18 protein-coding genes are annotated in these 25,473 nt (G+C 71.2%); 7 read left to right on the top strand and 11 right to left on the bottom strand.

Annotated elements, in window-relative coordinates; all coding sequences use genetic code 11:
- The first annotated feature begins 126 nt into the window (after nt 1–126).
- A complete protein-coding gene (locus V3T34_RS28040) occupies nt 127–1,863 on the top strand; it encodes a thiamine pyrophosphate-binding protein (protein ID WP_305078316.1) in 1,737 nt (578 codons plus the stop codon).
- A 9-nt stretch (nt 1,864–1,872) separates the two neighbouring features.
- On the opposite strand, the gene V3T34_RS28035 is transcribed toward V3T34_RS28040, so the two are convergent.
- From V3T34_RS28035 to V3T34_RS28025, 3 genes are all read right to left on the bottom strand, one after another.
- Complete coding sequence (locus V3T34_RS28035) at nt 1,873–3,105, bottom strand: hypothetical protein (protein WP_091882229.1); 1,233 nt, start codon at nt 3,103–3,105, stop codon at nt 1,873–1,875.
- A gap of 5 nt (nt 3,106–3,110) precedes the next feature.
- The gene (locus V3T34_RS28030) at nt 3,111–5,132 is read right to left on the bottom strand and encodes a GumC family protein (protein ID WP_091882232.1); all 2,022 of its coding nucleotides are present in this window, start codon (nt 5,130–5,132) and stop codon (nt 3,111–3,113) included.
- Between the two features lie 383 nt (nt 5,133–5,515).
- Nucleotides 5,516–6,721, bottom strand: a complete 1,206-nt coding sequence (locus tag V3T34_RS28025; RefSeq protein ID WP_305078315.1) for an acyltransferase family protein — start codon at nt 6,719–6,721, stop codon at nt 5,516–5,518.
- A 199-nt stretch (nt 6,722–6,920) separates the two neighbouring features.
- Here V3T34_RS28025 and V3T34_RS28020 point away from each other — a divergent pair, with 199 nt between their 5' ends.
- A complete protein-coding gene (locus tag V3T34_RS28020) occupies nt 6,921–7,175 on the top strand; it encodes an acyl carrier protein (RefSeq protein ID WP_060847885.1) in 255 nt (84 codons plus the stop codon).
- Nucleotides 7,176–7,384: 209 nt separating this feature from the next.
- On the opposite strand, the gene V3T34_RS28015 is transcribed toward V3T34_RS28020, so the two are convergent.
- The 4 genes from V3T34_RS28015 to V3T34_RS28000 form a co-directional block, all read right to left on the bottom strand.
- The gene (locus V3T34_RS28015; RefSeq protein ID WP_236012545.1) at nt 7,385–7,762 is read right to left on the bottom strand and encodes a hypothetical protein; all 378 of its coding nucleotides are present in this window, start codon (nt 7,760–7,762) and stop codon (nt 7,385–7,387) included.
- Nucleotides 7,763–7,787: 25 nt separating this feature from the next.
- Nucleotides 7,788–10,925, bottom strand: coding sequence for an efflux RND transporter permease subunit (locus V3T34_RS28010; protein ID WP_305077731.1), 3,138 nt, complete (start codon nt 10,923–10,925; stop codon nt 7,788–7,790).
- 14 nt (nt 10,926–10,939) lie between these two features.
- The gene (locus V3T34_RS28005; RefSeq protein WP_305077730.1) at nt 10,940–12,694 is read right to left on the bottom strand and encodes an HlyD family efflux transporter periplasmic adaptor subunit; all 1,755 of its coding nucleotides are present in this window, start codon (nt 12,692–12,694) and stop codon (nt 10,940–10,942) included.
- Nucleotides 12,695–12,783: 89 nt separating this feature from the next.
- Complete coding sequence (locus V3T34_RS28000) at nt 12,784–13,215, bottom strand: hypothetical protein (protein ID WP_305077729.1); 432 nt, start codon at nt 13,213–13,215, stop codon at nt 12,784–12,786.
- Nucleotides 13,216–13,576: 361 nt separating this feature from the next.
- Here V3T34_RS28000 and V3T34_RS27995 point away from each other — a divergent pair, with 361 nt between their 5' ends.
- Both V3T34_RS27995 and V3T34_RS27990 read left to right on the top strand, forming a co-directional pair.
- Nucleotides 13,577–14,248, top strand: a complete 672-nt coding sequence (locus V3T34_RS27995) for a hypothetical protein (protein ID WP_305077728.1) — start codon at nt 13,577–13,579, stop codon at nt 14,246–14,248.
- Nucleotides 14,249–14,260: 12 nt separating this feature from the next.
- Nucleotides 14,261–14,521, top strand: a complete 261-nt coding sequence (locus tag V3T34_RS27990) for a hypothetical protein (protein ID WP_060847881.1) — start codon at nt 14,261–14,263, stop codon at nt 14,519–14,521.
- 25 nt (nt 14,522–14,546) lie between these two features.
- Here V3T34_RS27990 and nth read toward each other — a convergent pair whose 3' ends face one another.
- Nucleotides 14,547–15,362 (bottom strand): endonuclease III, encoded by an 816-nt coding sequence (gene nth / locus V3T34_RS27985; protein WP_305077727.1) that lies wholly within the window; start codon nt 15,360–15,362, stop codon nt 14,547–14,549.
- Between the two features lie 20 nt (nt 15,363–15,382).
- On the opposite strand from nth, the gene V3T34_RS27980 reads away from it, so the two are divergent.
- Entirely contained in the window at nt 15,383–15,919 is a 537-nt protein-coding gene (locus tag V3T34_RS27980; RefSeq protein WP_060849470.1) for a DUF2244 domain-containing protein, read from the top strand.
- A 353-nt stretch (nt 15,920–16,272) separates the two neighbouring features.
- On the opposite strand, the gene recD2 is transcribed toward V3T34_RS27980, so the two are convergent.
- The 3 genes from recD2 to V3T34_RS27965 form a co-directional block, all read right to left on the bottom strand.
- On the bottom strand, nt 16,273–18,498 hold the full coding sequence (gene recD2, locus V3T34_RS27975) for an SF1B family DNA helicase RecD2 (RefSeq protein ID WP_305077726.1): 2,226 nt from the start codon (nt 18,496–18,498) through the stop codon (nt 16,273–16,275).
- 92 nt (nt 18,499–18,590) lie between these two features.
- Nucleotides 18,591–19,424, bottom strand: a complete 834-nt coding sequence (locus V3T34_RS27970) for an FkbM family methyltransferase (RefSeq protein WP_060847878.1) — start codon at nt 19,422–19,424, stop codon at nt 18,591–18,593.
- Between the two features lie 107 nt (nt 19,425–19,531).
- Nucleotides 19,532–20,173 (bottom strand): DedA family protein, encoded by a 642-nt coding sequence (locus V3T34_RS27965; protein ID WP_091882259.1) that lies wholly within the window; start codon nt 20,171–20,173, stop codon nt 19,532–19,534.
- Between the two features lie 358 nt (nt 20,174–20,531).
- On the opposite strand from V3T34_RS27965, the gene V3T34_RS27960 reads away from it, so the two are divergent.
- Together V3T34_RS27960 and V3T34_RS27955 are read left to right on the top strand one after the other, a co-directional pair.
- Nucleotides 20,532–21,899, top strand: a complete 1,368-nt coding sequence (locus tag V3T34_RS27960) for an MdtA/MuxA family multidrug efflux RND transporter periplasmic adaptor subunit (protein WP_305077725.1) — start codon at nt 20,532–20,534, stop codon at nt 21,897–21,899.
- 247 nt (nt 21,900–22,146) lie between these two features.
- Entirely contained in the window at nt 22,147–25,266 is a 3,120-nt protein-coding gene (locus V3T34_RS27955) for an MdtB/MuxB family multidrug efflux RND transporter permease subunit (protein WP_305077724.1), read from the top strand.
- The last annotated feature ends 207 nt before the right edge of the window (nt 25,267–25,473 follow it).

Raw genomic sequence — 25,473 nt, 5'->3', positions numbered from 1 at the left:
TCTCGGTGCCGGCAGCGGATCCGGACTTCGTGGATCTGCAAAGATGCCGACCTCACCCGGACCGACTTCCTGGGTGAGCACGACGCGCCCAGGGCGCGAACGACGACGTAACGGGAGGAAAAACCCATGAGCCAGCAGGCCACCGTCCAGGACCTCAACGCCGACGCGCAATCCTGCGCCGCCTGGATCGCCCGGTTCCTGAAGGCACGGGGCGTCGACCGGGTGTTCGGGCTCCAGGGCGGCCACATCCAGCCGATCTGGGACCATTGCGCCCGCCTCGGCATCCGCATCGTCGACGTGCGCGACGAGGGCGCCGCGGTCCACATGGCCCACGCGCATGCCGAGCTGACCGGGGAGCTCGGGGTCTGCATGGCGACCGCTGGGCCCGGCGTCACCAACTGCGTCACCGGCATCGCCAACGCCTCGCTCGCCCGCGTGCCGGTGCTGCTGATCGGCGGCTGCACCTCGCGGGCCCAGGCCAATCTCGGGCCGCTCCAGGACATCCCGCACGTCGACATCCTGCGCCCCGTGACCCGCCAGTCGCGCACCGCCCGGGTCGCCGACCAGGTGATCCGCGAGCTCGACGAGGCGGTGGCCCGGGCCATGGGCGATCTGGCCGAGCCGGGCCCGGTCTACATCGAGATCCCCACCGACGTGCTGCGCGCCCACGTGCCGCCGCAGCTCGTCCTCGACGACTGGATGCGGCCGAAGGCGCCGCGCGTCCTGCCGCCCGATCCGGCGGGCGTGGCGCAGGCCGTCGACGCGCTGTGGGGCGCGCGTCGCCCGCTCGTGGTGAGCGGGCGCGGGGCCAAGCAGGCGGGGCCCGAGCTGGTCCGCCTCCTCGACGCGCTCGGCGCGGTCTACCTCGACACGCAGGAGAGCCGCGGCCTCGTGCCGGCCGACCATCCCGCGACCGTCGGCGCGATGCGGGCCGCGGCGATGACCGAGGCCGACGTGGTCCTGGTGGTCGGCCGCAAGCTCGACTACCAGCTCGGCTACGGCTCGCCGGCGGTGTTTCCCAACGCCCGCTTCGTGCGGATCGCCGACACCGCCGGCGAACTCGTCGACAACCGCCGCGGCGAGCCGGAGCTGCTCGCGACCCCGAGCCTGGCGCTCGCGGCGATCGTCGAGGCCGCCGGCAACCGGGCGCCCGCCCTCGATGCGGACTGGGCGCAAGGCCTGCGGGCGCGCCACGTCGCGCGCTCGACCGGCGCCACGGTCCCGCAGACCGGGGGGGACGGCCGGGTCCATCCGGCGGCGATCTTCGCGGCGATCCGCGAGGTCGCGGATCCCGATTACATCGCGGTGGCCGACGGCGGCGACCTCCTGAGCTTCGCCCGGGTCGGCCTCGAGGCGCGGACCTACCTCGATGCCGGCGCCTTCGGCTGCCTCGGCATCGGCGTGCCCTACGCCACCGCGGCCTCGCTCGCCCATCCGGAGCGGCAGGTGATCTGCGTCACCGGCGACGGAGCGTTCGGCATCAACGCGATGGAGATTGACACCGCGGTCCGCCACGGCGCCAGGCCGGTGATCATCGTGTCGAACAACGCCGCCTGGAACATCGAGCGCTACGACCAGGAGTTCAATTACGGCGGCCGGGTCGTCGGCACGCTGCTCGCCGATTCCGACTATGCGGGGCTCGCCCGGGCGCTCGGCGCCCACGGCGAGCGGGTAACGCGGCCGGAGGACCTGGCCCCGGCGATCGCACGGGCGCTCGCCAACGCCCCGGCGCTCATCGACGTCACGACCTCGCAGGTCGCGGTGTCGTCGGACGCCCGCAAGGGCCTCGGCTTCGTGCCCGACTACCAGCCGCTCACCGCCTGGGACGACGCCGAGCGGCGCCGGCGCGGCGAGAGCGTGTGAGGGCAGGGCTCACCGTGGTGCGCCGGGGGCCTCCTCCGGCGCGCCGTCGGCGGCGCCGAGCATGAACCAGACCACGGCCGCCGTCTTGATCGAGAACGGCGAGTCGCTGATCACCAGGAGCAGGCAGGTATAGATCGCCATGGCGCAGCGCAGGCGCCAGGCGTCCCGGTTGCGCGCCGGCATGAGCACGAACAGGCCCCAGGCCACGAGCGCGCCGGGCACCCCGACCTGGGTCAGCGCGTAGGCGTAACCGGAATCCGACAGGAAGAGCTTGTCGGGCAGGATGCCGAACACGCCCTCGGGCGGCAGGGAGGTGATCAGCAGCGCGGCCCAGAGCAGGCGGCCGGCCATGTCATTCTGCCAGGTCACCTGCATGCTCTCGAAGCCGTAGACGGCGAGCGCGAGCAGGACGGCGAAGGGCAGGGCGAACCAGAGCAGGCGCGGCAGGCGCCAGCCCACCCACATCGCCCCCGTGATGGCGACGCAGACATAGGCGCCGAAGCGCGCATCGGCCAGGATGATGGTGAGGGCGGCGCAGAGGAACAGCCAGGCCCGCCCCCGCATGGTGCGGCGGTAGAGCGCCCAGGCGAACAGCACGGCGCCGAAATTGCCGGCCGAGACCGGCTCGAGGAAGACCGACGAGACCCGGTGCGGCCCGAGGAAGGGCAGGATAGTGCGCGAATCCGGCCGGATGCCGCTGGTGAACAGCGAGCCGGTCAGCTCGTTGATCTCCGACGGAGACATGCTGCCGCGGGCCACGTAGTAGCGCACGATGTTGAAGTATTTCTGGTAGACGTCGAACAGGCCGTACTCGAACAGGCCCATCGCCACCACGATCACGCCGCAGGTCAGCACCGCCCGGTCGGCGTCGCGCAGGTCGGGATTGCGCCTCCCGAGATTGTAGAACACGACCGGGATCAGGAAGTCGCGCACGCCCTTCACGTCGGTCGAGCCGCGCAAAGCCAGGAGCAGCAGCCCGTAGGAGACGAGCCCGGCGAGGATCAGCCAGGGGCCGGCCCGCTCGTCGAGGGCAAAGCCCAGGGTGAGCGCGATGATCGCCACCTCGGCACCGATCACCGTGCCGCCGGAGACCGGGAAGCCCGCGGTGTTGAGGAAGCACAGGGCGGCGTTGAAGACGAGCGCGGCGACCAGCAGGGCGTGCGCGGCCCGGGCCTGGTAGGGCGCGCGCCCGTCCGCGGCGGGCAGCGCGAGGACGGCGCCCCCCTGGTACGCGGGCCCCATGCGGCTCACGCCGCCCGGACCCGGCCGGGGCGGCCTTGCCCCTGGCCGGGCTGGAGGCCGGGCAGCGCCGGCGCCCGGCGGAGCGCGGCGGGACGCCGCCGCGCCTCGACCGCGACGAGGCCGAGGAGCCCCTGCGCCCGGAAGCGGCCGGCGCCGTCGAGGGTGGCGAGCAGGCGCTCGAGGCGGCTCCGCGTCATCCGGCCGGGGGCGACGACGAGGAGGATCGCGTCGGAGGTCTCGGGGATCGACAGCCAGCCGTCGCCGTGGCCGACGTCCCGCTCGGCCACGATGATCTCCGGCCGGGTCATCCGCTCGACCCCGCGAGCGGGATCGAGCACGGCGAGCCGGCCGCGCACCGGCGCGTCGCCGGAGGGGCCGTCGCCGAAGCCGAGGCGGGCATGAGCCTGCTCGGGCACCAGCAGGGCCGGCTCGCCGAGGCGGAGCAGGAGGTCGGTGAGCACCTCGGCCGCGTGCAGGCGCTCGGGGCCGAGCCCCTCTGACACCACCGTGACGACGACCGCCTGGGCCCGGCCGGACAGCCGCGTGCGCAGCTCGCGGGCGGCGGTGACGAGGGCCTCCTCGGCGCTGGCCCCCCGGCCGGCCCGGCCCGGCCGCGCCAGCCGGGCCCAGACCGGCGCCCCGGCGGCGCCGAGGGCCGCGACCGTCGTGATGTTGCCGCGCCACAGGTCGTACAGGAAGCCGAGGATCAGCCCGAGGACCGCCCCGAACAGGCCGGCCGCCACCACGACGATCGGGGCCGGCGTGTCCGAGGGCTTGAGCGGCACGGTGGCGCGCGAGACGATCTGCGAGTTGCTCGGGTTGATCGATTGCTGCTGCTCGAGGTCCTTCGTCCGGTCGAGGACGAGGTTGTAGGTGCGCCGGATCGCCTCCGCCTCGCTCTCGAGCTGGCGCAGGCGGATGCCCTCCTGGTTGCTGCTGGTCTGGGTCTGGATCAGCCGCTCGGCCCGGGCGCGCAGCTGGCGCAGCGATTCCTCGCCGCGGCGCAGGTCCTCCTCGATGGTGCGGCGGATCCGGTCGGCCTCGGCCGCGATCAGCCGGGCGGTGGCGGCGCGCTGGGCCGACAGCGCGATCATCTGCGGGTGGTTCGGCCCGAGGCTGCGGGAGAGCTGGGCGATCTCCTGGAGGTTCTGGGCGTACTGGGTGCGCAGGGACACCATCACCTGGGAGGTGTCGGATTCCGGCACCGCCTGGCCCTGCCCGTCGGGGGTGCGCAGCTGGCGCACCACCTCGCGCCGGGCCGAGAGCCGGGCGAGGTTGGTCTCGGCGGCGGTGATCTGGGTGTAGAGGTCCTTGAGCTGCTGCGAGACCAGGAGGCCGGCATCGCCCGAGGCGATCAGGCCCTTCTCGGCCCGGTAGCGCTCCACCGCCACGTCGGCCCGGTTGAGCTGCAGGCGCAGGTCGGCGGCCTGGGTCAGCAGCCCCTCGTTGGCCCGGCGCACCGCCGAGACCCGGTCGCGGGCGCCGATCTCGAAGAACTGCGCCGCGATGGTGTTGGCGATCTCGGCGGCGCGCCGGGCATCCGGGTAGCCGACGGTGAGCTGGAAGTTGAACGAGTTCTCGACCCGGCGCACCACGATGCGCTTGCGCAGCGCCTCCAGCGCCACGACCGCCGGATCGGCGCCGGGGGGCGCCCCGCGGGTGAGGACCGGATCGTGGTCGAGGTCGAGCTGCGCCACGACCGCGTCGAGGAGCTTGGTCGAGAGCAGGATCAGGGACTGGCTCTCGAGGTTGGCGAAATCGAGCTGGGCGGGGGCGTCCTGGCGCGACAGGCCGCGCCCGACGATCTGGAGGGCCTGCGGGTCGATCAGCAGCTCGACGGTGGCGCGGTAGGTCGGCACCTGGCGCAGGGCGAAGAGGCCGCCGAGCAGTCCCATCGCGCAGGCGCCCGCGACGATCCACAGCGCGCGCCGGCGCGCCGAGCCCCACAGGTCCGCGAGGGTGCCGCCGGTCCGGCGGGGGAGCGCCGCGGCGGGCTCTGCCGTCGCCATCTCGTAGCCCTGGCTCATGCGATGTCCGATCGATGGCTCCGCGACGCGCGACACCGGTTTCCGTCTCGGGGCGACGATCGCCGCCGCCCCCACTTGCCGAGATCCCACTTGTCGAGATCCCGCCGAATCAAAGGCCGGACCCGATCACTTCAGGACCGGTCGAGACCTCGTTTGATCCCGATGCCGGATCGGAACGATCCGATCCCGCGCATGTCCGGATCGACGATATCTTGCCCATGACCGGTCAAACACCGACCCGCCCCGGCCATCCACCGGCGAAGAGGCCTTCTTCGACCGCCTCGCACCCGGTGGGGTGTGGCAGACAACTTAGTCGCGGTTCGGTTACCGATCCGGCCGCCGATCCGGCGCCCGGACCATGCCAATCTGAGACATCCCGGCGGTCAGGGCGTCAGCGCCGCGGGCGCCCCCGCCGCGAGGCGCCCCACGGGCCCGGCCTCGGCGAGGCGCGCGTCGTTGCGCCGGAACCAGGCGAGGGCCGGGCGCTCGATCAGGCGGTGGGCCAGGGCCGCGAGCGGGACCGTGGCGGCGACGAGGCCGGCCGCGACCGCGAGGTTCGCCGCCCCGGATCCGAAATCGAGGTAGCGGTCGTGCCCGATGACGACCGTCCGGGGCAGGCCGGTGCGCGCCTCGAGGGCGTGCATCGCGGTGGTGAAGACCTGGATCAGCGGGACGTGCAGCAGGTAGACCGAGAACGACCACAGGCCGAGGCGCTGGGGCAGCCCGGCGCGGGCGAGGCCCGACACCGCGCCGCGCTGGTGCGAGAACAGCGCGATGGAAGCGGCGAAGACGAGGCTCGCCCCGTAGGCGAGGGGGCCGGCCGGCATCGTCGCCACGAGGAGCGCCACGGCGAGGACGGCCCCCGTCTCGGCCGCCGTCGCGGCGGGGCGGGGGAGCCGGACGGCGTCGCGCAGGGTGTAGGCGAGGCAGCCGAGGAACATGTCGAACAGGCAGCGCACGATGCCCCAGTTCTGGATCACGAACAGCGTGCGCGGGCTCAGCCACCACAGCGCCATCGCGCTCGCGCCCGCCAGGGCCGCGAAGACGAGACGCGCCCTCGGTCCGGCCGCCATCACGGTCAGGGCGAGGAGCAGCGAGGCGTAGAACTCGACCGCGATGCTCCAGGACGGGAAGTTCCAGCTGTAATCGCCGAAGGTGCGGAAGTTGTGCAGGAAGGCCAGGTGGGTCAGGATCTCGACCGGCCGGTGCCCGGCCCCGAAGGGCGGCGTCGCCACCGGCAGGCCGGCATGGTGCGAGAGGTAGACGTGGCGCGCGCCCTCGAGCGCGACCATCAGGGCGAGCGTCGCGGCGTGCAGCGGCCAGAGCCGGCCGAAGCGCAGCAGCCCGAAGCGCAGCAGCCTGTGGCGCCACACCTGGCGGCCCGTCGCCAGACGGTCGCCGTAGGCGTGCAGCAGCACGAAGCCCGACAGCACGAAGAAGATGTCGACGCAGGCTTGCAGGTTCGGGAACCAGGCCTGCCCCTGCAGCGGGTGGGCGAGCGGCATGTGGAAGAACACCACGCCGAGCGCGCAGACGCCCCGCACCCCGTCCAGCGCCTCGAACCGATCTGAGCCGTCACGCCCGCGCATCGCCCACCATCCGTCCCGTTTCCGCACGACCCCGACCGATTCCGGGAATCCGGGTACGGGGCATCGCGCCGGACCCGCAGGATCGGTGCCGACGGCGAGATCATCCGCCCCGTGAAACGGCTTAACCAGATCGATATAAGGGATTTGATTTCCGGACTGTAACTCTCTAGTCTGCCGCACCAGTCGATGAGGACCGGTCATGGTTTCTGCGCAGGACATACGGACGATTCTGGCGCGCCACGGCACCCTCGGGATCACCCTCGACCGTCTTTCCGAGGACGACGACCTGTTCGACAACGGCCTCGATTCGTTCGGGGCGGTCCAGGTGATGATGGACCTGGAAGAACATTTCGAAGTCGAGTTCCCGGAAGACCTCTTGAACCGCGACGTCTTCTCCACGATCCGCTCGCTGCGGGACCTCGTGTCGTCGCAGGTGCAGCGCAAGGCGGCGTGACTGCGCGCGAGCCTGCACGCCGCCGCCGCGGCAGTCCGGCGCGCAGCCGTCACCTTGTAGAGGGACCGCCGACGCAGAGGGCGTCGATCATGCCTCTTCCCTCGCGGAACAAGCCTTCCGGCTCAGATCCTGCCTGATCCGCTCCCGCCGTCTCGCCCCACCCTCAGGCCGAGGGCGGGACAAGACCCGGCCCGGGCCGGGCAGGCGCGTCAGTTGAACTTGCCGCTCGCCGCCGCGCCGTCCGGCCCGGTGATCTGGACGACGCCCTTCGGGCTCGCGCCGAGCGCCACCTCGGCCTCGCCGGCGAGGCCGGCCCCGGACGGGGCCAGGACGACGCGGGCGGGCTTGCCGCCGACCACCAGGATCGCCGTGCCCTTGAAGCCGGCCGGGGCCACCGCCTTCTCCTTCGCGTCGTAGATCGTGACCTCGACCCGCCGGTCCCTGGTCACGAGCTCGATGTGATAAGGGCCCGCATCGGCGATGCGCCCGCCGTTGTGGCCGGTTCCCTCGTGGGCGCAGGCGTGGTGGGCGCAGAAGGGCAGGGCGACGGCCAGGGTGCCGGCGGTGAGGAATCGGCGGATCAGCATCGTGTCTCTCTCCGTATAGGGGGAATCAGTAGAGGTCGGCCGGCGCGGCGCCCGCCGGCGCGTGCGCCGGCGTGGCATCGCGCGCCGCCATCAGGCGCTCCAGCGGGCGGCGGCCGAAGCGCAGGATCAGCACCGGCGTCAGCAGCGCGTCGAGGAGGGTGGCGCTGACGAGCCCGCCGAAGATCGTCACCGCGACCGGATGCAGGATCTCCTTGCCGGGGCTCGCCGCGTCGGTGAGGAGCGGCACCAGGGCGACGCCGGCCGAGAGCGCGGTCATCAGCACCGGGGTCAGCCGCTCCAGGCTCGCGCGCACCACGAGGCCGGGGCCGAACGGCACGCCCTCGTGCAGCGCCAGGTTCAGGGTGTGGCTGACCTTGAGGATGCCGTTGCGGGCCGCGATGCCGGTGAGCGTGATGAAGCCGATCATCGAGGCGACCGAGAGCGGCTGGTCGGCGAGCCACAGGGCCGCCACCGACCCGACCAGCGCCAGCGGCACGCTGCCGAGGATGATCAGCGCCAGCGCGGCCGAGCGGTAGCGGCTGTAGAGCAGCGCGAAGATCAGCCCCAGCGAGACCAGCGACAGGGCCCCGATGGTGCGGCTCGCCTCCTCCTGGGCCTGGAAGGTGCCCTCCAGGCTGGTGAACACCCCCGGCGGCAGGGTCTCGGCGGCCACGGCCTTGCGGATCGCCGGCACGATGTCGGCCATGTCGGACCCGGGCACGGTGTTCGCCATCACGACGAGGCGCCGGCGGCCGTTCTCGCGCAGGATCTGGTTCGGGCCGTCGGTCTCGCGGATGTCGGCGACCTGGCGCGCCGGCACCCAGCCGGACGGCGTCTCGACCAGGAGGTCGCTCAAGGTCGCGGTGGTGCGCTGCGTCTCGGGCAGGCGGATGACCACGTCGAACCGGCGATAGCCGTCGACCACCGTCGAGACCAGGCGGCCGTTGGAGAGCCGGCTGATCTGCTCGACCAAGGCCGCCGGCTGCACCCCGTAGAGCGCCGCCCGGCCGTAATCGACCCGGATCTCGAGCTGCGGAATCCGGGTCTGCTTCTCGATCTGCAGGTCGGCGAGGCCGGGAATCGCCCGCATCCGCTCCTGCAGCGAGGCCGCGACGCGCCTCAGGGAATCCAGGTCCTCGCCGAAGATCTTCAACGCGATCTCGGCCCGGACGCCGGACAGCATGTGGTCGAGCCGGTGCGAGATCGGCTGGCCGACATTGACCGAGACCGGCAGCACCGCCAGCCGCCGGCGGATCTCCGCCACCAGCTCGGCCTTCGGCCGGCCGCCGCCCTTCAACGCCACTTCGAGGTCCGAGGAATGGACGCCCTCGGCATGCTCGTCGAGCTCGGCCCGGCCAGTGCGCCGGCCGACCGCCGCGACCTCCGGGATCTCCATCAGCAGCCGCTCGGCGATCGCTCCGACCCGGCTGCTCTCGGTGAGCGAGATGCCCGGCGTGAACGCCATGGTGACGGTGAACGAGCCCTCGTTGAACGGCGGCAGGAAGGCCCGCGGCAGCTGCGAGGCGGCGAGCCCTGCCGCCACGACGAGGCCCGCGACGGTGCCGACGAGCAGGCGCTGGTGGCGAAACACCACCTCCAAGGCCGCCGCGTTGAGGCGCTTGAGCGCCCGGATGAAGCGGCTCTCGTGCTCCTCCAGGCTCTTGAGACCCGGCAGCAGCCAGGAGGCGAGGACCGGCGTCAGGGTGATCGAGACGACGAGGCTCGCCAGGATCGACACGATGTAGGCCTGTCCCAGCGGCGCGAAGAGCCGCCCCTCGATGCCAGAGAGGGCAAAGAGCGGCACGAAGACCAGCACGATGATCGCCGTGGCGTAGACGATGCCGGACCGCACCTCGTTCGAGGCCGCCACCACCACCGCGAAGACCGAGCGCGGGTTGCCGGCGGCCCGGTTCTCGCGCAGGCGCCGAAAGATGTTCTCGACGTCGACCACCGCGTCGTCGACGAGTTCGCCGATCGCGATGGCGAGCCCGCCCAGCGTCATCGTGTTGATCGACAGCCCGAGGAGGTGGAACACGAGCGCCGTCGTCAGGATCGAGACGGGAATCGCGGTGAGCGAGATCAGGGTGGTGCGGACGTTCAGCAGGAACGCGAACAGCACCAGCGCCACGACGGCGATCGCCTCGACCAGCACCCGCTCGACGTTGCCGATCGAGGTCTCGATGAAGTCGGCCTGGCGAAACAGGATCTTGTCGGCCGAGATGCCGGCGGGCAGCGAGGGGGCGAGGTCCTTCAACGCCGCCTCGACGGTGCGGGTCAGCGCCACGGTGTCGACGTCGGGCTGCTTCTCGACCGAGACGATGACCGCCGGCTTGCCCTGGTAGCCGCCCTCGCCGCGCTTGGCCTTCGCCGCGAAGGAGACGTCGGCCACTTGGCGCAGGCGCACCGGGGCGTTGCCGGCAGCACCCACCACAAGGTCGCCCAGGTCCTCCAGGCTCATCGTGCGGCCGATGTTCCGGATCAGGTACTCGCGCGAATACTGGTCGGTGAAGCCGCCGCCGGCATTGGTGCCGAATTGCTGGAGCGCCGCATCGAGCTGGGCGTTGGTGAGCCCGAGCGCCCGCATCGCCGCCGGGTTCGGGGCGACGCGGAACTGGCGCACCTCGCCGCCGATCGGGATCACCTGCGCCACGCCCGGCACGGTGAGGAGGCGGGGACGGAGCACGAAATCGGCGGTCTCGCGCAGCGCCATCGGGCTCACCGATTCGCCCGTGACCGCGATCAGCAGCACCTGGCCCATGATCGAGGAGACCGGGCCCATCTGGGGCGTGACCCCGCGGGGCAGCTGGTCCTGGACCAGGGCCAGCCGCTCGGCGACCTGCTGGCGGTTGCGGTAGATGTCGGTGCCCCAGGCGAACTCGACGTAGACCACCGCGAGGCCGACGCCGGAGACCGAGCGCACCCGCGTCACCCCGGGCAGGCCGTTGAGCCGGGTCTCGATCGGATAGGTCACCATCTGCTCGACCTCCGGGGGCGCGTAGCCCTCGGCCTCGACCATGATGGTGACGGTCGGCCGGTTGAGGTCGGGAAAGACGTCGACCGGGAGCCGCGTGAGGCTGAAGGCCCCGTAGAGCACCAGCACGAGGGCCAGCGCCAGGACGAGCAGGCGGTTGCGCAGGGACTGCGTGACGAGGAACGAGAACATGTGCCGCGTTCCCCTTACCGGACCTGGTCCAGGAGCTCGGCGCCCTGGACCACCACGCGGGTGCCGGGCACGATTCCGGCCTCGACCAGGACCCGGGTGCCGTCGAGGGGCGCGATGCGCACCGGCTTCGCCTCGTAGCGCTCGGCGGCGCTATGGGCGTAGACCACGTCCTGGCCGTTGGCGGTGCGCACCACGCTCGCCCGCGGCAGGGCGAGGCCGTGCCGCTCGGCGTCGGTGGCGGCCAGCACGGTGACGAACTGGCCGACCCGCAGGCCCTGCGAGCCGCCTTCGATCGCGAATTGCACGGGGATCGCCTGGTTGCGGTCGGCGAGCCCCGCGCCCTGGTAGGCGAGTGGTAGAATTCGCCCGTCGGCCATCCGCGCGGTGGCATCCGCCGCGGGCGTCAGGGCATCGAAGCTCAGCGCCTCGACCCAGAGCCGCTGCGGATCGACGATCTGGAACACCATCTGGCCGGGCGCGGCCATCTGGCCGGCGACCGCCGCGGCCTCGGCGATCACGCCGCCCACGGGAGCGACCAGCACCTCGGGCTCCTGGCGGATGCGGTCGAGGGCGGTACGGCGGTCCTTGAGGCCCTTCAGCTCGTCCTGCGCCTCGTCGAGCTGGACCTGCGAGACCGCGCCGCCAGGGCTGAGCTTGAGGTAGCGCTCGACCCGGCGCTGCACGATGGCGATCTGCTGGTCGAGCTCGCCCTGGCGCTGGCGCATGTCCGACAAATCGACCCGCTGCACCGGCGGGGTGACCAGCGCCAGCACCTCGCCCGTGCGGACCCTGGTGCCGAGCCGCGGGAAGGTGCCCGATGGCGGCGGCGCCAGGCGCCCGCCGACCGAGGACTGCACCACGCCGCTGGCGTTCGGGTCCGGGATGATCCGGCCGGGGAGGGCGATGGTGCGGCGGAACGCGCCCTCGGCCGCGACCTGGGTGCGCAGGGAGAGCAGGCGCTGGGTGGGTTTCGGCACGAACACCGCGCCGTCGGCGAGGCGCTGGGCGAGGTCGGCGGGCGGCGGGACGAGCGCCGTCCGGGTCTCGGGATGGTCCCCGTCATGCGCGAAGGCGGTGGCGCCGAGCACCAGGGTGGCGGCCAGCACCAGCACGGCGAGGACCGGCGCCCGGCGCCCGGCCCGCATCAGCGCCATGGCGGCGAGCCCGAGCACGAAGCCGCCGGCCGCGAAGAGGCCGGCGCCCGGATCGCGGGCGGCGAGTTTTTCGGTCAGGCGCTCCCCGAGCGCCTGGACCCAGCCTTCGTCGTCGTGCCCGGCGTGAGCCGGGTGCCCGGCCGGCGCCGGCGCGGCGGCCTTGCCGCCCTCGGCCGGGGCCAGGGCCACCGCCAGCGACAGCACGTCGACATCGGCGCCGGCCGTCACCGTGACGACGAGGTCGAGATGGTCCTGGCCCGGGTCGCGCGTCGCCAGCCAGGGCGCGGAGAGGCGGTAGCTGCCGTCCGCGGCGGCCTCGGCCGTGGCGGGGCCGGCCGGCGTCTCGACCTCCAGGGTGGCATCGGTGATCGGCTCGCCCGTCGCGAAGCGGTCGAGCCAGAGCACCAGGGCGTCGCCCCGGGGGATCGCCACCAGCTCGAAGACGGCGGACGCCGCCTCGCCGCGCGGCGCGATGGTCTTCGAGACCGGCGCCTGCGGGGCGCCGTGGTCGTGGCCCTCGTGGGCGCGGGCGACGGTGGGGAGGAACGGCAGCGCCAGCAGGGCGAGCGCCGCAGCCAGCGCGCGCGGCGCGGCCGGCAACCGGAACGGAACCATGGGGGGATGAACCTTCGCGAACGGACGTCGAGGGGCGCCCGCGGGAGCATCCACCCGTCAGGGCGGCGTGCCGGCGCGGAACGCGGGCGTCAGGCGAAGGATCGAGGGGGACGTGCGGGGGAATCCGGCACGATGCCGGGCGGCACCGCCTCCGCGGCGGCCGTGAGCCGGCGGGCCGGGGTGGGGGCCGGGAAGGCCGCCAGGGCGTCGGGCAGCAGGCCCGGCACGCAGCAGGACGCGCCCATCAGGCAGCACAGCCCGTTGCAGGGCCGGGCGACCGGCGTCGCGTCCGGGTCGGCGGCGGTCAGGCGCGGCCCCTGCGCGGCGACGCGCGCCTCGGCGAGCGTCAGCGCCGTCGGGGCGGGCGCGTCCAGGGACCTGTCGTGGTGGGCGTGACCCTGATGCGCATGGCCCTGATGGGCCTGCGCCGCCGACGCCCCGACCACGGACGCGCTGACGCACGCGGCGATCGTCACGATCACCGCGGCCAGCAGCCGTGCGAGGGGGAGGGGCAGGGACATAGAGCCAGGATACCAGATCCCGGCCGGGAGGGAAGCGGGTACCCCCACGCCGCCTACCAGCCCGCCACATCGAGGCCGGAGGCCGTCTGGTTCAGACGGAACGGGCGACGCCCAAGAATCCCGAACTCTCGATGGATCCCGCCCGGTTTCGCGCTGTTCGACGGCTCGTGTATTCTTATCTTAAATATAAGACCGTTATGAAATGCCATAAATGCTTGATATTACTCCATTATATATTATAATACAATCTTTGTTATGTCAAAATGAGCGATTTTGTTTTTTTGCGCAAATATCAACATCTAGCATATTCGATATAAAAGCAAATTTCCATCCGCGTCGAAGAATAATGCGCGACATATGCTTGACTGAAGATCCGACGTCCGGTCAATTGACGCTGTCGGCTTGGCATGTGTCGGGCGGCACCGTCGCGTTAGCTTGCAAAGTACCGGGCACAGAGAAAATGGCAAGATTTTACAAAGGCGTAGGAGTCGGCACTCATCTTCACGGCACGGATTTGAGAACCACAGGCATCGTCGCACGCAACCCGGGGGCGACCAGTTCGGTTAGTGCTCTTATGGCACATATCGCACAAGGCACGACCACTTCTCCGTTCATCTCGCTGACGCGCTCCTACGGCGTGGCGCGAGACTATGCGGTGAACGCGAGCCGGGCGATGCCGACGGCCTCCATTCCAGCCTACGTCTACGAGATCGATATCGACGACACCCACAACGTATCTGCGCGAGATCCGATCTTCGAGATCGCACGCAGCGTTAATAATCTATTTGCGAATATTTCCTATCAACACAATGGGGACCAGTCGTACCTGTTGGGGGTCGTGGATCCGATCGGCAACAGGGCCCGATTGCAGGCGCCGCCGCCCCAGCCTAAAACGATGGGTGGATCGAGCGCGCCGTCCCCGCGCCTGACCACAGAACTCGAAGCCCTCGTGCGGGGTCTCCGAGACGCCGAAGTTCTCATCGCCGGTATGGTGCCGCAAGCCTGCGTCATCCATCGCTACGATGAATACTGAAAAGGTGTGACGATGGCCATCCTCGGAACTGCGCCCCTCGGGATAAGCCTTCCCAACGATGTGTTCCTCAGCCACGCCGAATGGTGGAACGAAAACTCGCGGTTCGTCCTCGTCAGATTTCGTCGCCGGGGCGAGATGATGGATCTCGGATTGCGGTTCGACTTGGACAAGCTAACCTTCCTGGATGATACAGGCGATCCGGAGGCCGATCAAGTGTTGCAGTCGACGTCGAGCCGCATCAGCGAAGCCGTCTTCGACACGAAGGCAGCCTGACCGGACGCGTGCTCCGCGGCATCTCTCAGCCCGTACCGGGCGTCTTGTCGGGGTAGCGGCACAGATCGGCGATCGGGCAGCGCCAGCATTCGGGCTTTCGGGCCTTGCAGACGTAGCGCCCGTGCAGGATCAGCCAGTGGTGGGCGTTGAGGCGGTAGGGCTCGGGCACGATCGCCTCCAGCCCGGCCTGCACCTTGTCGGTGGTCGAGCCGGGCGCGAGCGGCACCCGGTTCGAGACCCGGAAGATGTGGGTGTCGACCGCGATGGTCGGTTCGCCGAAGGCGACGTTGAGCACCACGCTGGCGGTCTTCTTGCCGACGCCGGGCAGCACCTCCAGATGCGCGCGCTCCCGCGGCACCGCACCGCCGTGCTCCTCGATCAGGATGCGCGAGAGCGCGATGACGTTCTTGGCCTTGGTGTTGAACAGCCCGATCGTGCGGATGTGGTGGCGGACTGTCTCCTCGCCGAGCGCCAGCATCGCCGCCGGGTTGTCGGCTTTGGCGAAGAGCGGCGCGGTAGCGATGTTCACGCTCTTGTCGGTCGCCTGGGCCGACAGCACCACCGCGACGAGCAGCGTGTAGGGGTTGAGGTATTCGAGGTCGGAGCGCGGCTCGGGGTTGGCGGCGCTCAAGCGGGCGAAGATCTCCCTGAGCGTCGCCGCATCGACCGGCTCCGGCGTGGAGGCGCGGGCGGTGAGCGGTTTGACGAGCGCCGCCTTGGCGGAAGCTCCCTTCGCGGAGGCTGCCTTGACGGAGGCTCCCTTGGCGGCCGCCGACGCGGCGCGCCTCGCCCCGGCGGGTGCGGTGATTTGGTCGGGGGCGGCCTGCTTTCGGCGAGTCATAGGTGCCTTATATGTGGCGCATGGCGAGCGGCAAGGCACCCGACGACGCAAGGACGCGGCACCCCTATGGGCGTGACCCGGACGCGATCGAGCGTCCGGTCTATTCCGCGACCATCCGGCCGCATTGCTCGCTCTCGCGCCTCGGCTTCCGGGTCGTGATGGTGTTCTGCGGCGGCGTCGCCCTGGTGACGGGGATCGCGTTCCTGCAGATGGGGATGTGGCCGGTCACCGGCTTCTTCGGCCTCGACATCGCGGCGCTCTGGCTGGCGCTCACCCTCAACGCCCGCCGCGGCCGCTCCTTCGAGGAGGTGGTGATCAGCCAGATCGAGGTGCTGGTCGCCCGCGTCAGCCATCGCGGCGAGCGGGCCGAGTGGCGCTTCAACCCGCTCTGGACCCGGCTGCACAAGGTCGAGGACGACGAGTACGGCCTCATGTCGCTCGCCTTCGTCTCGCGCGGCCAGCGGGTGCTGGTCGCCCGCGACGCCTCGCCGACCGAGCGCCAGGTGGTGGCCGACGGGCTGACGCGGGCGCTCGCCGAGGTGAAGAAGGGGTATTAGCGGGCCCGTCCGATCCGCCCGGACGAATCCGACGCGCTTCGCAGATTTGACACCCTCCGGGTCATCCCGGGGCCGCGCAGCGGAACCCGGGATCCATAGCCGCCGACGATGCAGGATAAGGCGGAACGCCGTCCGCCTCCTTCTCAACCCTCGGAGCCTGCTTGACCGATCGATATAATCTATCCCGCCAGCAACCTCATCCTGAGGTGGAGCGCAGGATAGAAAATCCCCTCGCGATTGTGTATTTTTAAGCAAGGCTCTCAGAGGTTATGGATCCCGGCTTCTCGTCTTCGACGAGCCCCGGGATGACGCGGAGGGTGTCGATCCTGTGAGATCCCATCACAGACAGGTTCTTATTTTCGCTTTCTCGCCGGCTTGCGCAGCCACTCCGCCAGCTTGGTGAACCGCGGCTTCACCCCACCCCGCACGGCGGTCGCCACGGCCTTCGGTTGCGCCACCAGCACCACCAGCCGCTTGCCCCGGGTCACGCCCGTATAGAGCAGGTTGCGGGCGAGCATCGTGTAGTGCTGCATCGCCACCGGGATCACCACGGCGGGGTATTCCGAGCCCTGCGACTTGTGGATCGTGACGGCGTAGGCGGGGCTCAGGGCGTCGAGCTCGCCGAACGGCCAGGCCACCTCGCGCAGGACCACGGCACGCGACGCCGCATCGCGCTCCTCGAAGCCCGCGACCAGGATTTCCTCCTCGGGATCGACCCGCAGCACCACCCCGAGATCGCCGTTGAAGACCTCGCGGTCGTAGTCGTTCTGGCCCACCATCACCCGGTCGCCGGGGGCGAAGACCCAGCCGAAGCGCTCGACCGAGACGGTCGGGTTCGGGTTCAGCACCCGCTGGAGCGCCTGGTTGAGGTGGCGGCTGCCGAGCGCCCCGCGGGTCATCGGGCAGAGCACCTGCACGTCCTTGACCGGATCGAGGCCGAAGCGGCGCGGGATGCGGCGGGTGACGATCTCGACGAGCGTCTCGGCCCCGGCCTCGGGATCGTCGATCTTCACCACGAAGAAGTCGCCGTCGGGGGTGTCGGCGCCCTCCGGCATCTGCCCGGCATTGATCCGGTGGGCGCCCGTGACGATCCGGCTCTCGGCGGCCTGGCGGAAGACCTCGGTCAGGCGCACCACCGCGACGCGGCCCGAATCGATCACGTCGGCGAGCACCCGGCCGGGCCCGACCGAGGGCAGCTGGTCGACGTCGCCGACGAGCCAGAGCGCGGCGTGGCGCGGCAGGGCCCGGGTCAGCGCGTTCATCAGCGGCACGTCGATCATCGAGGCCTCGTCCAGCACCAGGAGGTCGCAGGCGAGGGGGGAATGCTCGTTCCTCTGGAAGCCGCCGAGCTGCGGGTCGATCTCGAGCAGGCGGTGGATGGTCTTCGCCTCGCGCCCGGTCTGCTCGGTCATGCGCTTGGCCGCCCGGCCGGTGGGGGCGGCGAGCAGCACCCCGGCCCCCGCCGCGTCGAGCATGCGCAGGAGCGCGTCGAGTGTGCTGGTCTTGCCGACGCCGGGGCCGCCGGTCATCACCGCGACCTTGGCATTGAGCAGCGTCGCGGCCGCCGCCCGTTGCGAGGGCGAGAGCGGCCGGCCGGTCTCGGCCTCCACCGTCGCGAGTGCGGCCCCCGCATCGATCTCGTCCCAGGGCAGGGGCGCGTCGTCGAGGGCGATCAGCCGCTCGGCGATCGCGGATTCGGCCGCGTGCAGGCCGCGCAGGAACAGGTGGGGCACGTCGGCAATCGTGTCCATCACCACCGACTCGCCGCCGATCTCCTCGACGAGGGCTGTGCGCAGCAGGCTCGCATCGACCGCCAGCAACGCGGCGGCGCGGGCGACGAGGTCGGGCACCGGCAGGGCGCAGTGGCCGTCGTCCATCGCCGCCTGGAGCGCGTAGGCGAGGCCGGCGCGCAGGCGCTCGGGCGCCGTCGGCGCCAGGCCGAGCCTGCCCGCGATGGCGTCGGCGGTGCGAAAGCCGATGCCGCGCACGTCGCGGGCGAGCCGGTACGGGTCCTCGGTCATCACCGCGACCGACTCGCGGCCGTAGGTCCTGTAGATCCTGACCGCCCGGGCGGTGCCGACGCCGTGGGCGTGGAGAAACACCATGATCTCCCGCACCGCCTTGTGCTCGGCGAAGGCGGCCGTGATCCGCGCGGCGCGCGTCGGGCCGATGCCGGCGACCTCGGTCAGGCGCTGGGGTGCTTCCTCGATCACCGCGAAGGTCTCGGCCCCGAAGGCCGCGACGATGCGCTTGGCCATCTCCGGGCCGATGCCGCGCATCTGGCCCGAGGCGAGGTAGCGGCCGATGCCCTCGACGCCAGTGGGCGGGGTCGCCGCGAGCGTGTCGGCGCGGAACTGCAGGCCGTGCTCGCGGTCGCTGACCCAGGCGCCGGTCGCGGTCACCCACTCGCCCGCCGCCACCGCGGGCGCGTGCCCGGTCACCGCCACGAGGTCGCGCCGGCCCCGCGCCTTGACCTTCAGGACGCAGAACCCGCTCTCGGCGTTGTGGAAGGTGACGCGCTCGATCGACCCGGCGAGGGCGTCGGGGGAGCGGGAGGTCGGGGGAGCGGGACGGGCCATCGGCCCTCGTGGGATCGGGACGGGCCGTCGGCCCTCGTGGGATCGGGACGGGCCGTCGGCCCTCGTGGGATCGGGACGGAGCGCGGGGGCCGCTACCCCTCCCGCTCGAAGATCAGGTTCAGGCGGGTCTGGGCGATGCGGCGGTAGCCGTGCTGCGTGAGGAGCGCCGACAGGTCGGTCTGCCACAGATCGGTGCCGTCCTCGATGACGAGGAGGCGCGGCAGCAGGGACGGGGGCGCCTGGCGCAGGAACGGCTCGAGGATCAGGTCCTCGGCGCCCTCGACGTCGAGCTTGACCGCGTCGATGCGGGTCAGGCCCTCGCCGCGCACGAGGTCGAGGAGCGGCACCGCCGGCACCCGGATCGACGCGCCCTCGTTGGTGCCGACCACCTTCAGGCTCGACTCGCCGCGGTTGCGGGGGTCGACGAACAGGGTCATGTCGCCGGCCTTGTCGGCCACCGCGCAGGCCACCGCCTTGATCGAGCCGAACGGGTTCTGGGCGATGTTGAAGGCGAGCTTGTCGAAGATGTCGGGCTGCGGCTCCACCGCCAGGATCCGCGCCCCGGGCCCGGCGAGCGCCGCCACGAACAGCGCGTAGGCGCCGACATTCGCCCCGATGTCGAGGAAGACGCAGTCCGGCCCGATCCGGCCGGCCAGGAGCTTGCGCTCGAGCGGATCGAAGAACTGCGGGGTGAAGAGCACCTTCTTCTCGCAGTTGTTGTTGTAGGGGTGCAGGCGCATCCGCGCGCCGTAGCGCTCGACGTCGAGGGGCCGGCCGCGCAGGAGCCGGATGGCGGTGCGGCGCAGGAGCAGGGCGAGGCGCCGCGCGCCCCAGTTGTCGTCGGGCAGGCGCTCGGTGCGCGAGAGGATCCAGCGCACGAGCCCGGCGGGCGCGTAGGTGCCGAAGGGGTGGGTTGCCTGTGTCATCGTGCCGGGTTCGGGCCGCGGGCGGCCGCCCCGCGCGGGCGCGGGGCTGGTGGAAACGGGATGGCGCCCCTCATGCCACCCGGTCGGGCGGGCGGCAACGTGCGGGGTCAGACGAGGGGGCCGGGGATCGCCCGCTCGGCCTCGAGGGTCAGCCGCTCCTCGTGGCGGCGCACGAACAGCCACAGGGCGATGCCGCCGAACACCACGAAAGCGAGGAGCCCGAGCCCGACCGGCCCGGCGATGTGCTCGATCGAGCGGCCGCCCCAGTAGGCGCCGAAGCCCATCAGCGACGCCCAGGCGATGCCGCCGGCGGCGTTGAACAGGAAGAAGCGGCGGGCGTCGAACTGGTTCACGCCGGCGAGCAGGGCCGCGTAGGCGCGCAGCATCGCGGTGAAGCGGCCGAAGAACACGATCTTGCCGCCGTGGCGCCGGAAGAGGTACTGGCCGAGCTTGAGCCGGCGGTGGTCGAGGGCGATCTTGGACCCGTGCCGGAGCAGCAGCGGCATGCCCCAGCGCCGGCCGACCCAGTAGCCGAGATTGTCGCCGATGATGGCAGCCGCCGCCGCGGCCAGCACCACGAGGCCGATGTTCAGCCGGCCGGTGGACCCGGCGTAGACGGCCGCCGAGATCAGGGCGGTCTCACCCGGCATCGGCACGCCGGCGCTCTCCAGGGTGATGACGAGGAAGATCGCCCAGTACCCGTATTGCGAGATCAGGTCGGCGATCGGCAGGTCGTGCAGGAAGTGCATTCTGGTAACCGTGGACAGGCCGGGGCGGCGCCGTGCCGCGCCCCGCGAGCCGGGGTTAAGCGAGGGGATCGTGGCCCTTCGAGGGCGGTCGGACGGGGCAACGCTCGGCTGGCGTTCAGCAATCGTGACGCAACATCGTCGTCGTACTGGCGACGCATTGCCGTGCGGACTAGGCGGGGAGCGGGCGCGGGACCGTCGGCGGGCGGCGCCCGCGGAGGCGACGTGCCGCAGGCGCCATCCGGACTGCCCTTACGACATGAAGGGCGCGAGCCGGGAGGCCGCGCTCTCCGACAGTGTTTCGAAGGTCCGTCTTGGTTTCGAAGGTCCATCTTGGCGTGAGTCCGGGTTATCCAGGTCGATGAACGAATTGTCTCCCATCCGGACCGACGACGCGGTCGCATCGCCCCCCCGCCGGCGCGGCCGCGGGCTGGCCTGGCTCCTGGTGCTCCTGGCGCTCTCCGGCGGCGGCTACTGGGCCTATCGCACCTATTTTCCCGACGGCTTCCGGAAGGCCGAGACGCAGCAGGCCGGCACCGGCCGGCGCGGCGGGCGCCGCGGCGCGGGCGGGGAGGGGCCGCAGGCGGTCGGCATCGCCACCGTCCAGAAGGGCGACATGCCGGTGGTGCTCTCGGGGCTCGGCACCGTGACGCCGCTCGCCACCGTGACGATCCGCTCGCAGGTGAGCGGCTACCTGACCCAGATCGGCTTCCGCGAGGGCCAGACCGTCAAGGCCGGCGACTTCCTGGCCCAGATCGACGTGCGGCCCTACGAGGCGCTGCTGGCGCAGTACCAGGGCCAGCTCCTGCGCGACCAGGCGCTGCTGCAGAACGCCCGCCTCGATCTGACCCGCTACCAGACCCTGAACCGGCAGGATTCGATCTCGAGGCAGAACGTCGACACGCAGGCCGCCACGGTCAAGCAGTACGAGGGCGTCGTCGCCTCCGACCAGGCCCAGATCGACCAGCAGAAGCTCAACATCCAGTACGGCCGCATCACCGCGCCGGTCGAGGGCCGGGTGGGCCTGCGCCAGATCGACCAGGGCAACTACGTCACCGCCGCCTCGACCGGCATCGTCGTCGTCACCCAGCTCCATCCGATCTCGGTGATCTTCACCCTGCCCGAGACCGTGCTGTCGCGGGTGATGGACCGGCTGCGCGCCGGCGCCACCCTGCCGGTGCGGGTCTTCGACCGCTCGGACACGACGGAGATCGCGCGGGGCAACCTCGACACGGTGGACAACCAGATCGACGTGACCACCGGCACGGTGAAGCTGCGGGCGCTGTTTCCCAACAAGGACGACCGGCTGTTTCCCAACCAGTTCGTCAACGCTCGCCTCGACGTCGACACCGTGCGCGACGCCGCGCTCGTGCCGGCGGCCGCCGTGCTGCGGGGCACGCCCGGGACCTACGTCTATCTCCTGACGGGCGAGGACAAGGTCGCGGTGCGCCCGATCGAGATCGGCGAGAGCGACGGCGTGCGGACCGTGGTGACCAAGGGGCTGGCGGTCGGCGACCGGGTGGTGGTCGACGGGACCGACCGGCTGAAGGACGGGGCGCAGGTGCGGGTGACCGGCGGGCGGCCCGAGAAGGCGGCCGGGTCGGAGACGGAGGCCGCGAAGCCGGCGGAGCCGGCGAACGGGGAGGGTGGGGCGCAGCCGAAGCCGGAGAATCCACGTCCCGAGGGCGAGCGCCCGCACCGCCGTCGGCAGCAGAGCCAGAACCCGTGACCCGATCGATGCAGGCCATCGAGGACAGGCGCGCCTCCCCTCTCCCGAGTGGCAGAGGGGCCGGGGGCGAGAGTGGCTCGGGTTCAGGATATGCCGCCGAGCGTCGAGCTGCGCAGCTCGACGGTTCAGGGTCATTGCGGCACCGTCTCCACCCTCACGCGATCTTCGATCGCCCCCACCCCTCTCCCACTCGGGAGAGGGGATACCGCGCTTATTCCTGGACCCATGGTGAAGCGGGATACGGCGCATGAACCCCTCCCGCCTGTTCATCCTGCGCCCGGTCGCGACCACGCTCTTGATGCTGGCGATCCTGCTCGTCGGCATGATCTCCTACTTCAACCTGCCGCTCTCGGCGCTGCCGTCGGTCGACTACCCGACGATCCAGGTCCAGACCTTCTATCCCGGCGCCAGCCCCGAAGTGATGACCTCGGCGGTGACGGCGCCGCTGGAGCGGCAGTTCGGCCAGCTCGCCAACCTCAACCAGATGACGTCGCAGTCCTCGGCCGGCGCCTCCGTCATCACGCTCCAGTTCAACCTCGATCTCGGCATCGACATCGCAACCCAAGAGGTTCAGGCCGCCATCAATGCCGCCGGCAACCTCCTGCCGGGCGACCTGCCGGCGCCGCCGGTCTACGCCAAGGTGAATCCGGCCGACGCGCCGATCCTGACGCTCGCGCTCACCTCCAAGACCCTGGCGCTGACCCAGGTGCGCGACCTCGCCGAGACGCGGCTCGCGCAGAAGATCAGCCAGGTCTCGGGCGTCGGCCTCGTCTCGATGGCGGGCGGGCAGCGGCCGGCGGTGCGGGTGCGGTTCAACGCCTCGGCGCTCGCCGCCTACGGCCTCAACATCGACGACCTGCGCACGACCATCAACAACCTCAACGTCAACACCCCGAAGGGCTCGATCGACGGGCCGACCCAGTCCTTCACCATCAACGCCAACGACCAGATCCGGGACCCAGGCGCCTACCGCGACGCGGTGATCGCCTACCGCAACGGCGCGCCGGTGCGGCTCTCGGCGGTGGCCGAGGTGGTGGAGGGCGCCGAGAACACCCAGCTCGGCGCCTGGATGGACACCACGCCCGCAGTGATCCTCAACATCCAGCGCCAGCCCGGCGCCAACGTGATCGCGGTGGTCGACCGGATCAAGGCGCTGCTGCCCCAGCTCCAGGCGACGCTGCCGGCCGCGATCCAGGTGACCCCGCTCACCGACCGCACGGTGACGATCCGCGCCTCGGTCGAGGACGTGCAGTTCGAGCTGCTGCTGGCCATCGCGCTGGTGGTGCTGGTGATCTTCCTGTTCCTGCGCTCGCTGCCCGCGACCCTGATCCCGAGCCTGTCGGTGCCGCTCTCGCTCGTCGGCGCGCTCTCGGTGATGGACCTGTGGGGCTTCTCCCTCGACAACCTGTCCCTGATGGCGCTCACCATCGCGACCGGCTTCGTGGTCGACGACGCGATCGTCGTCATCGAGAACATCGCCCGCCACGTCGAGGAGGGCGACAGCCCGATGGAGGCGGCGCTCAAGGGCTCGCGCGAGATCGGCTTCACCATCATCTCGCTCACCGTCTCGCTGCTGGCCGTCCTGATCCCGCTCCTGTTCATGGGCGAGGTGGTGGGGCGCCTCTTCCACGAATTCGCCATCACGCTCGCCGCCACCATCGTCATCTCGGGCGTGGTTTCGCTGACGCTGGTGCCGATGCTGTGCGCGCGGCTCCTGCGCCACGAGGCCCCGCAGGCCCGCGCCGCCGGGCGGATCTCCAACGCCGGGCGCCGGCTGATGGAGGGCGGCATCGCGTTCTACGGCCGGACCCTGAGGGGCGTGCTCGCCCACCAGTGGCTGACGCTGCTGGTCGCGGTCGGCACCCTCGTGCTCACGGTCTACCTGTATATCGTGATCCCCAAGGGCTTCTTCCCGGTCCAGGATACCGGGTTGATCCAGGGCATCACCCAGGCCGACCAGACCGTCTCCTACGGCGCCATGGCCGAGCGCCAGAAGCGGCTGGCGGAAGAAATCCTGAAGGATCCGGACGTGGTCAGCCTGTCGTCGTTCATCGGCGTCGACGGCCAGAACGTGACGCTCAATTCCGGCCGTTTCCTCATCAACCTGCGCCCGCGCGAGGAGCGGGCGGAGAATGCCGGCGCGATCATCCGGCGGATCGCCGCCCGGGTCGCCGACGTGCCGGGCATCGCCCTGTTCATGCAGCCGGTCCAGGACCTCACCATCGACACGGCGGTGAGCGCGACCCAGTACCAGTTTATCCTGGAGAACCCGGACCCGAACGCCTTCGACACCTGGGTTCCGCGCCTGGTCGAGCGCCTCAAGGCCATCCCCGACCTCGCCGACGTGGCGAGCGACCGGCAGGCGAGCGGGCTCGCTGCCTACATCACCATCGACCGGGCGACGGCGGGGCGCTACGGCATCACCCCGGCCTCCGTCGACAACGCGCTCTACGACGCCTTCGGCCAGCGCATCATCTCGACGATCTTCACCCAGTCGAACCAGTACCGGGTGATCCTGGAGGCCGATCCCGCGCTGCACAGGACGCTCGAGTCGCTGCAGCGGATCTACCTGCCGTCCTCCACGGCCTCGAACGGGCAGGTGCCGCTCACCGCCATCGCCCAGGTGAGCGAGCGCCGCGCGCCGCTCCTCATCAGCCATCTCGGCCAGTTCCCGGCCACCACGATCTCGTTCAACCTCGCGCCGGGCGCCTCGCTCGGGCCGGCGGTCGCGGCGATCAAGGCGGCGGAGCGGGAGTTGGGCATGCCCGACAGCTTCCGGCTGATCTTCCAGGGCTCGGCGCTGGCCTTCCAGGCCTCGCTCGACAACACCCTGTTCCTGGTGCTCGCCGCCATCGTCACGGTCTACATCGTGCTCGGCGTCCTCTACGAGAGCTTCGTCCACCCGATCACGATCCTCTCCACCCTGCCGTCCGCCGGCATCGGGGCGCTGGCCGGGCTGATGCTGTTCGGGCACGACCTCGACATCATCGGCATCATCGGCATCGTGCTGCTGATCGGCATCGTGAAGAAGAACGCCATCATGATGATCGACTTCGCGCTCCAGGCCGAGCGCGAGGAGGGCATGACTCCGCGGGACGCGATCTACGAGGCCTGCATCCTGCGCTTCCGCCCGATCCTGATGACGACCTTCGCGGCGCTCTTCGCCGCGATCCCGCTGATCCTCGGGACCGGCACCGGCTCGGAGCTGCGCCAGCCGCTCGGCCTGTCGATCGCCGGCGGGCTGATCGTGAGCCAGATCCTGACGCTCTACACGACCCCGGTGATCTACCTCGCCTTCGACCGGCTCGGCCGGCGCCTCTCCGGACGGCGCAGCAGCGGGCTGGCGCCCGGGGAGGCGGTGCCGTGAGGGTCGCGACGGGCGCGCGCATGAACCCTCCCCCCTCCGCGGGGGAGGGTGGCCCCCGGAGGGGGCCGGGAGAGGGGCAGCGCGACGCTGGTCCAGGGGGCGCCCGTCAGAACGGTTCCGCCTCATCCGGAAGCGTGGTTCCCCTCTCCCGCCCGGCTCCGCCGGGCACCCTCCCCCGCAGAGGGGGGAGGGTTGAGGGCGGCGCGC

The organism is Methylobacterium ajmalii (assembly GCF_036448855.1).
GTDB lineage: Bacteria > Pseudomonadota > Alphaproteobacteria > Rhizobiales > Beijerinckiaceae > Methylobacterium > Methylobacterium ajmalii.
This window is presented reverse-complemented; position numbering and strand designations above follow the sequence as displayed.

Coding starts and splice junctions, on each gene's coding strand:
- V3T34_RS28020 (WP_060847885.1), top strand. CDS start 6,921: ATGGTTTCTGCGCAGGACATACGGACGATTCTGGCGCGCCACGGCACC.
- V3T34_RS28010 (WP_305077731.1), bottom strand. CDS start 10,925: ATGTTCTCGTTCCTCGTCACGCAGTCCCTGCGCAACCGCCTGCTCGTC.
- V3T34_RS27980 (WP_060849470.1), top strand. CDS start 15,383: ATGGCGAGCGGCAAGGCACCCGACGACGCAAGGACGCGGCACCCCTAT.
- V3T34_RS27965 (WP_091882259.1), bottom strand. CDS start 20,173: ATGCACTTCCTGCACGACCTGCCGATCGCCGACCTGATCTCGCAATAC.
- V3T34_RS27960 (WP_305077725.1), top strand. CDS start 20,532: ATGAACGAATTGTCTCCCATCCGGACCGACGACGCGGTCGCATCGCCC.
- V3T34_RS28015 (WP_236012545.1), bottom strand. CDS start 7,762: ATGCTGATCCGCCGATTCCTCACCGCCGGCACCCTGGCCGTCGCCCTG.
- V3T34_RS28000 (WP_305077729.1), bottom strand. CDS start 13,215: ATGTCCCTGCCCCTCCCCCTCGCACGGCTGCTGGCCGCGGTGATCGTG.
- V3T34_RS28030 (WP_091882232.1), bottom strand. CDS start 5,132: ATGAGCCAGGGCTACGAGATGGCGACGGCAGAGCCCGCCGCGGCGCTC.
- V3T34_RS27990 (WP_060847881.1), top strand. CDS start 14,261: ATGGCCATCCTCGGAACTGCGCCCCTCGGGATAAGCCTTCCCAACGAT.
- V3T34_RS28005 (WP_305077730.1), bottom strand. CDS start 12,694: ATGGTTCCGTTCCGGTTGCCGGCCGCGCCGCGCGCGCTGGCTGCGGCG.
- nth (WP_305077727.1), bottom strand. CDS start 15,362: ATGACTCGCCGAAAGCAGGCCGCCCCCGACCAAATCACCGCACCCGCC.
- V3T34_RS27955 (WP_305077724.1), top strand. CDS start 22,147: ATGAACCCCTCCCGCCTGTTCATCCTGCGCCCGGTCGCGACCACGCTC.
- V3T34_RS27970 (WP_060847878.1), bottom strand. CDS start 19,424: ATGACACAGGCAACCCACCCCTTCGGCACCTACGCGCCCGCCGGGCTC.
- recD2 (WP_305077726.1), bottom strand. CDS start 18,498: ATGGCCCGTCCCGCTCCCCCGACCTCCCGCTCCCCCGACGCCCTCGCC.
- V3T34_RS28040 (WP_305078316.1), top strand. CDS start 127: ATGAGCCAGCAGGCCACCGTCCAGGACCTCAACGCCGACGCGCAATCC.
- V3T34_RS28035 (WP_091882229.1), bottom strand. CDS start 3,105: ATGGGGCCCGCGTACCAGGGGGGCGCCGTCCTCGCGCTGCCCGCCGCG.
- V3T34_RS28025 (WP_305078315.1), bottom strand. CDS start 6,721: ATGCGCGGGCGTGACGGCTCAGATCGGTTCGAGGCGCTGGACGGGGTG.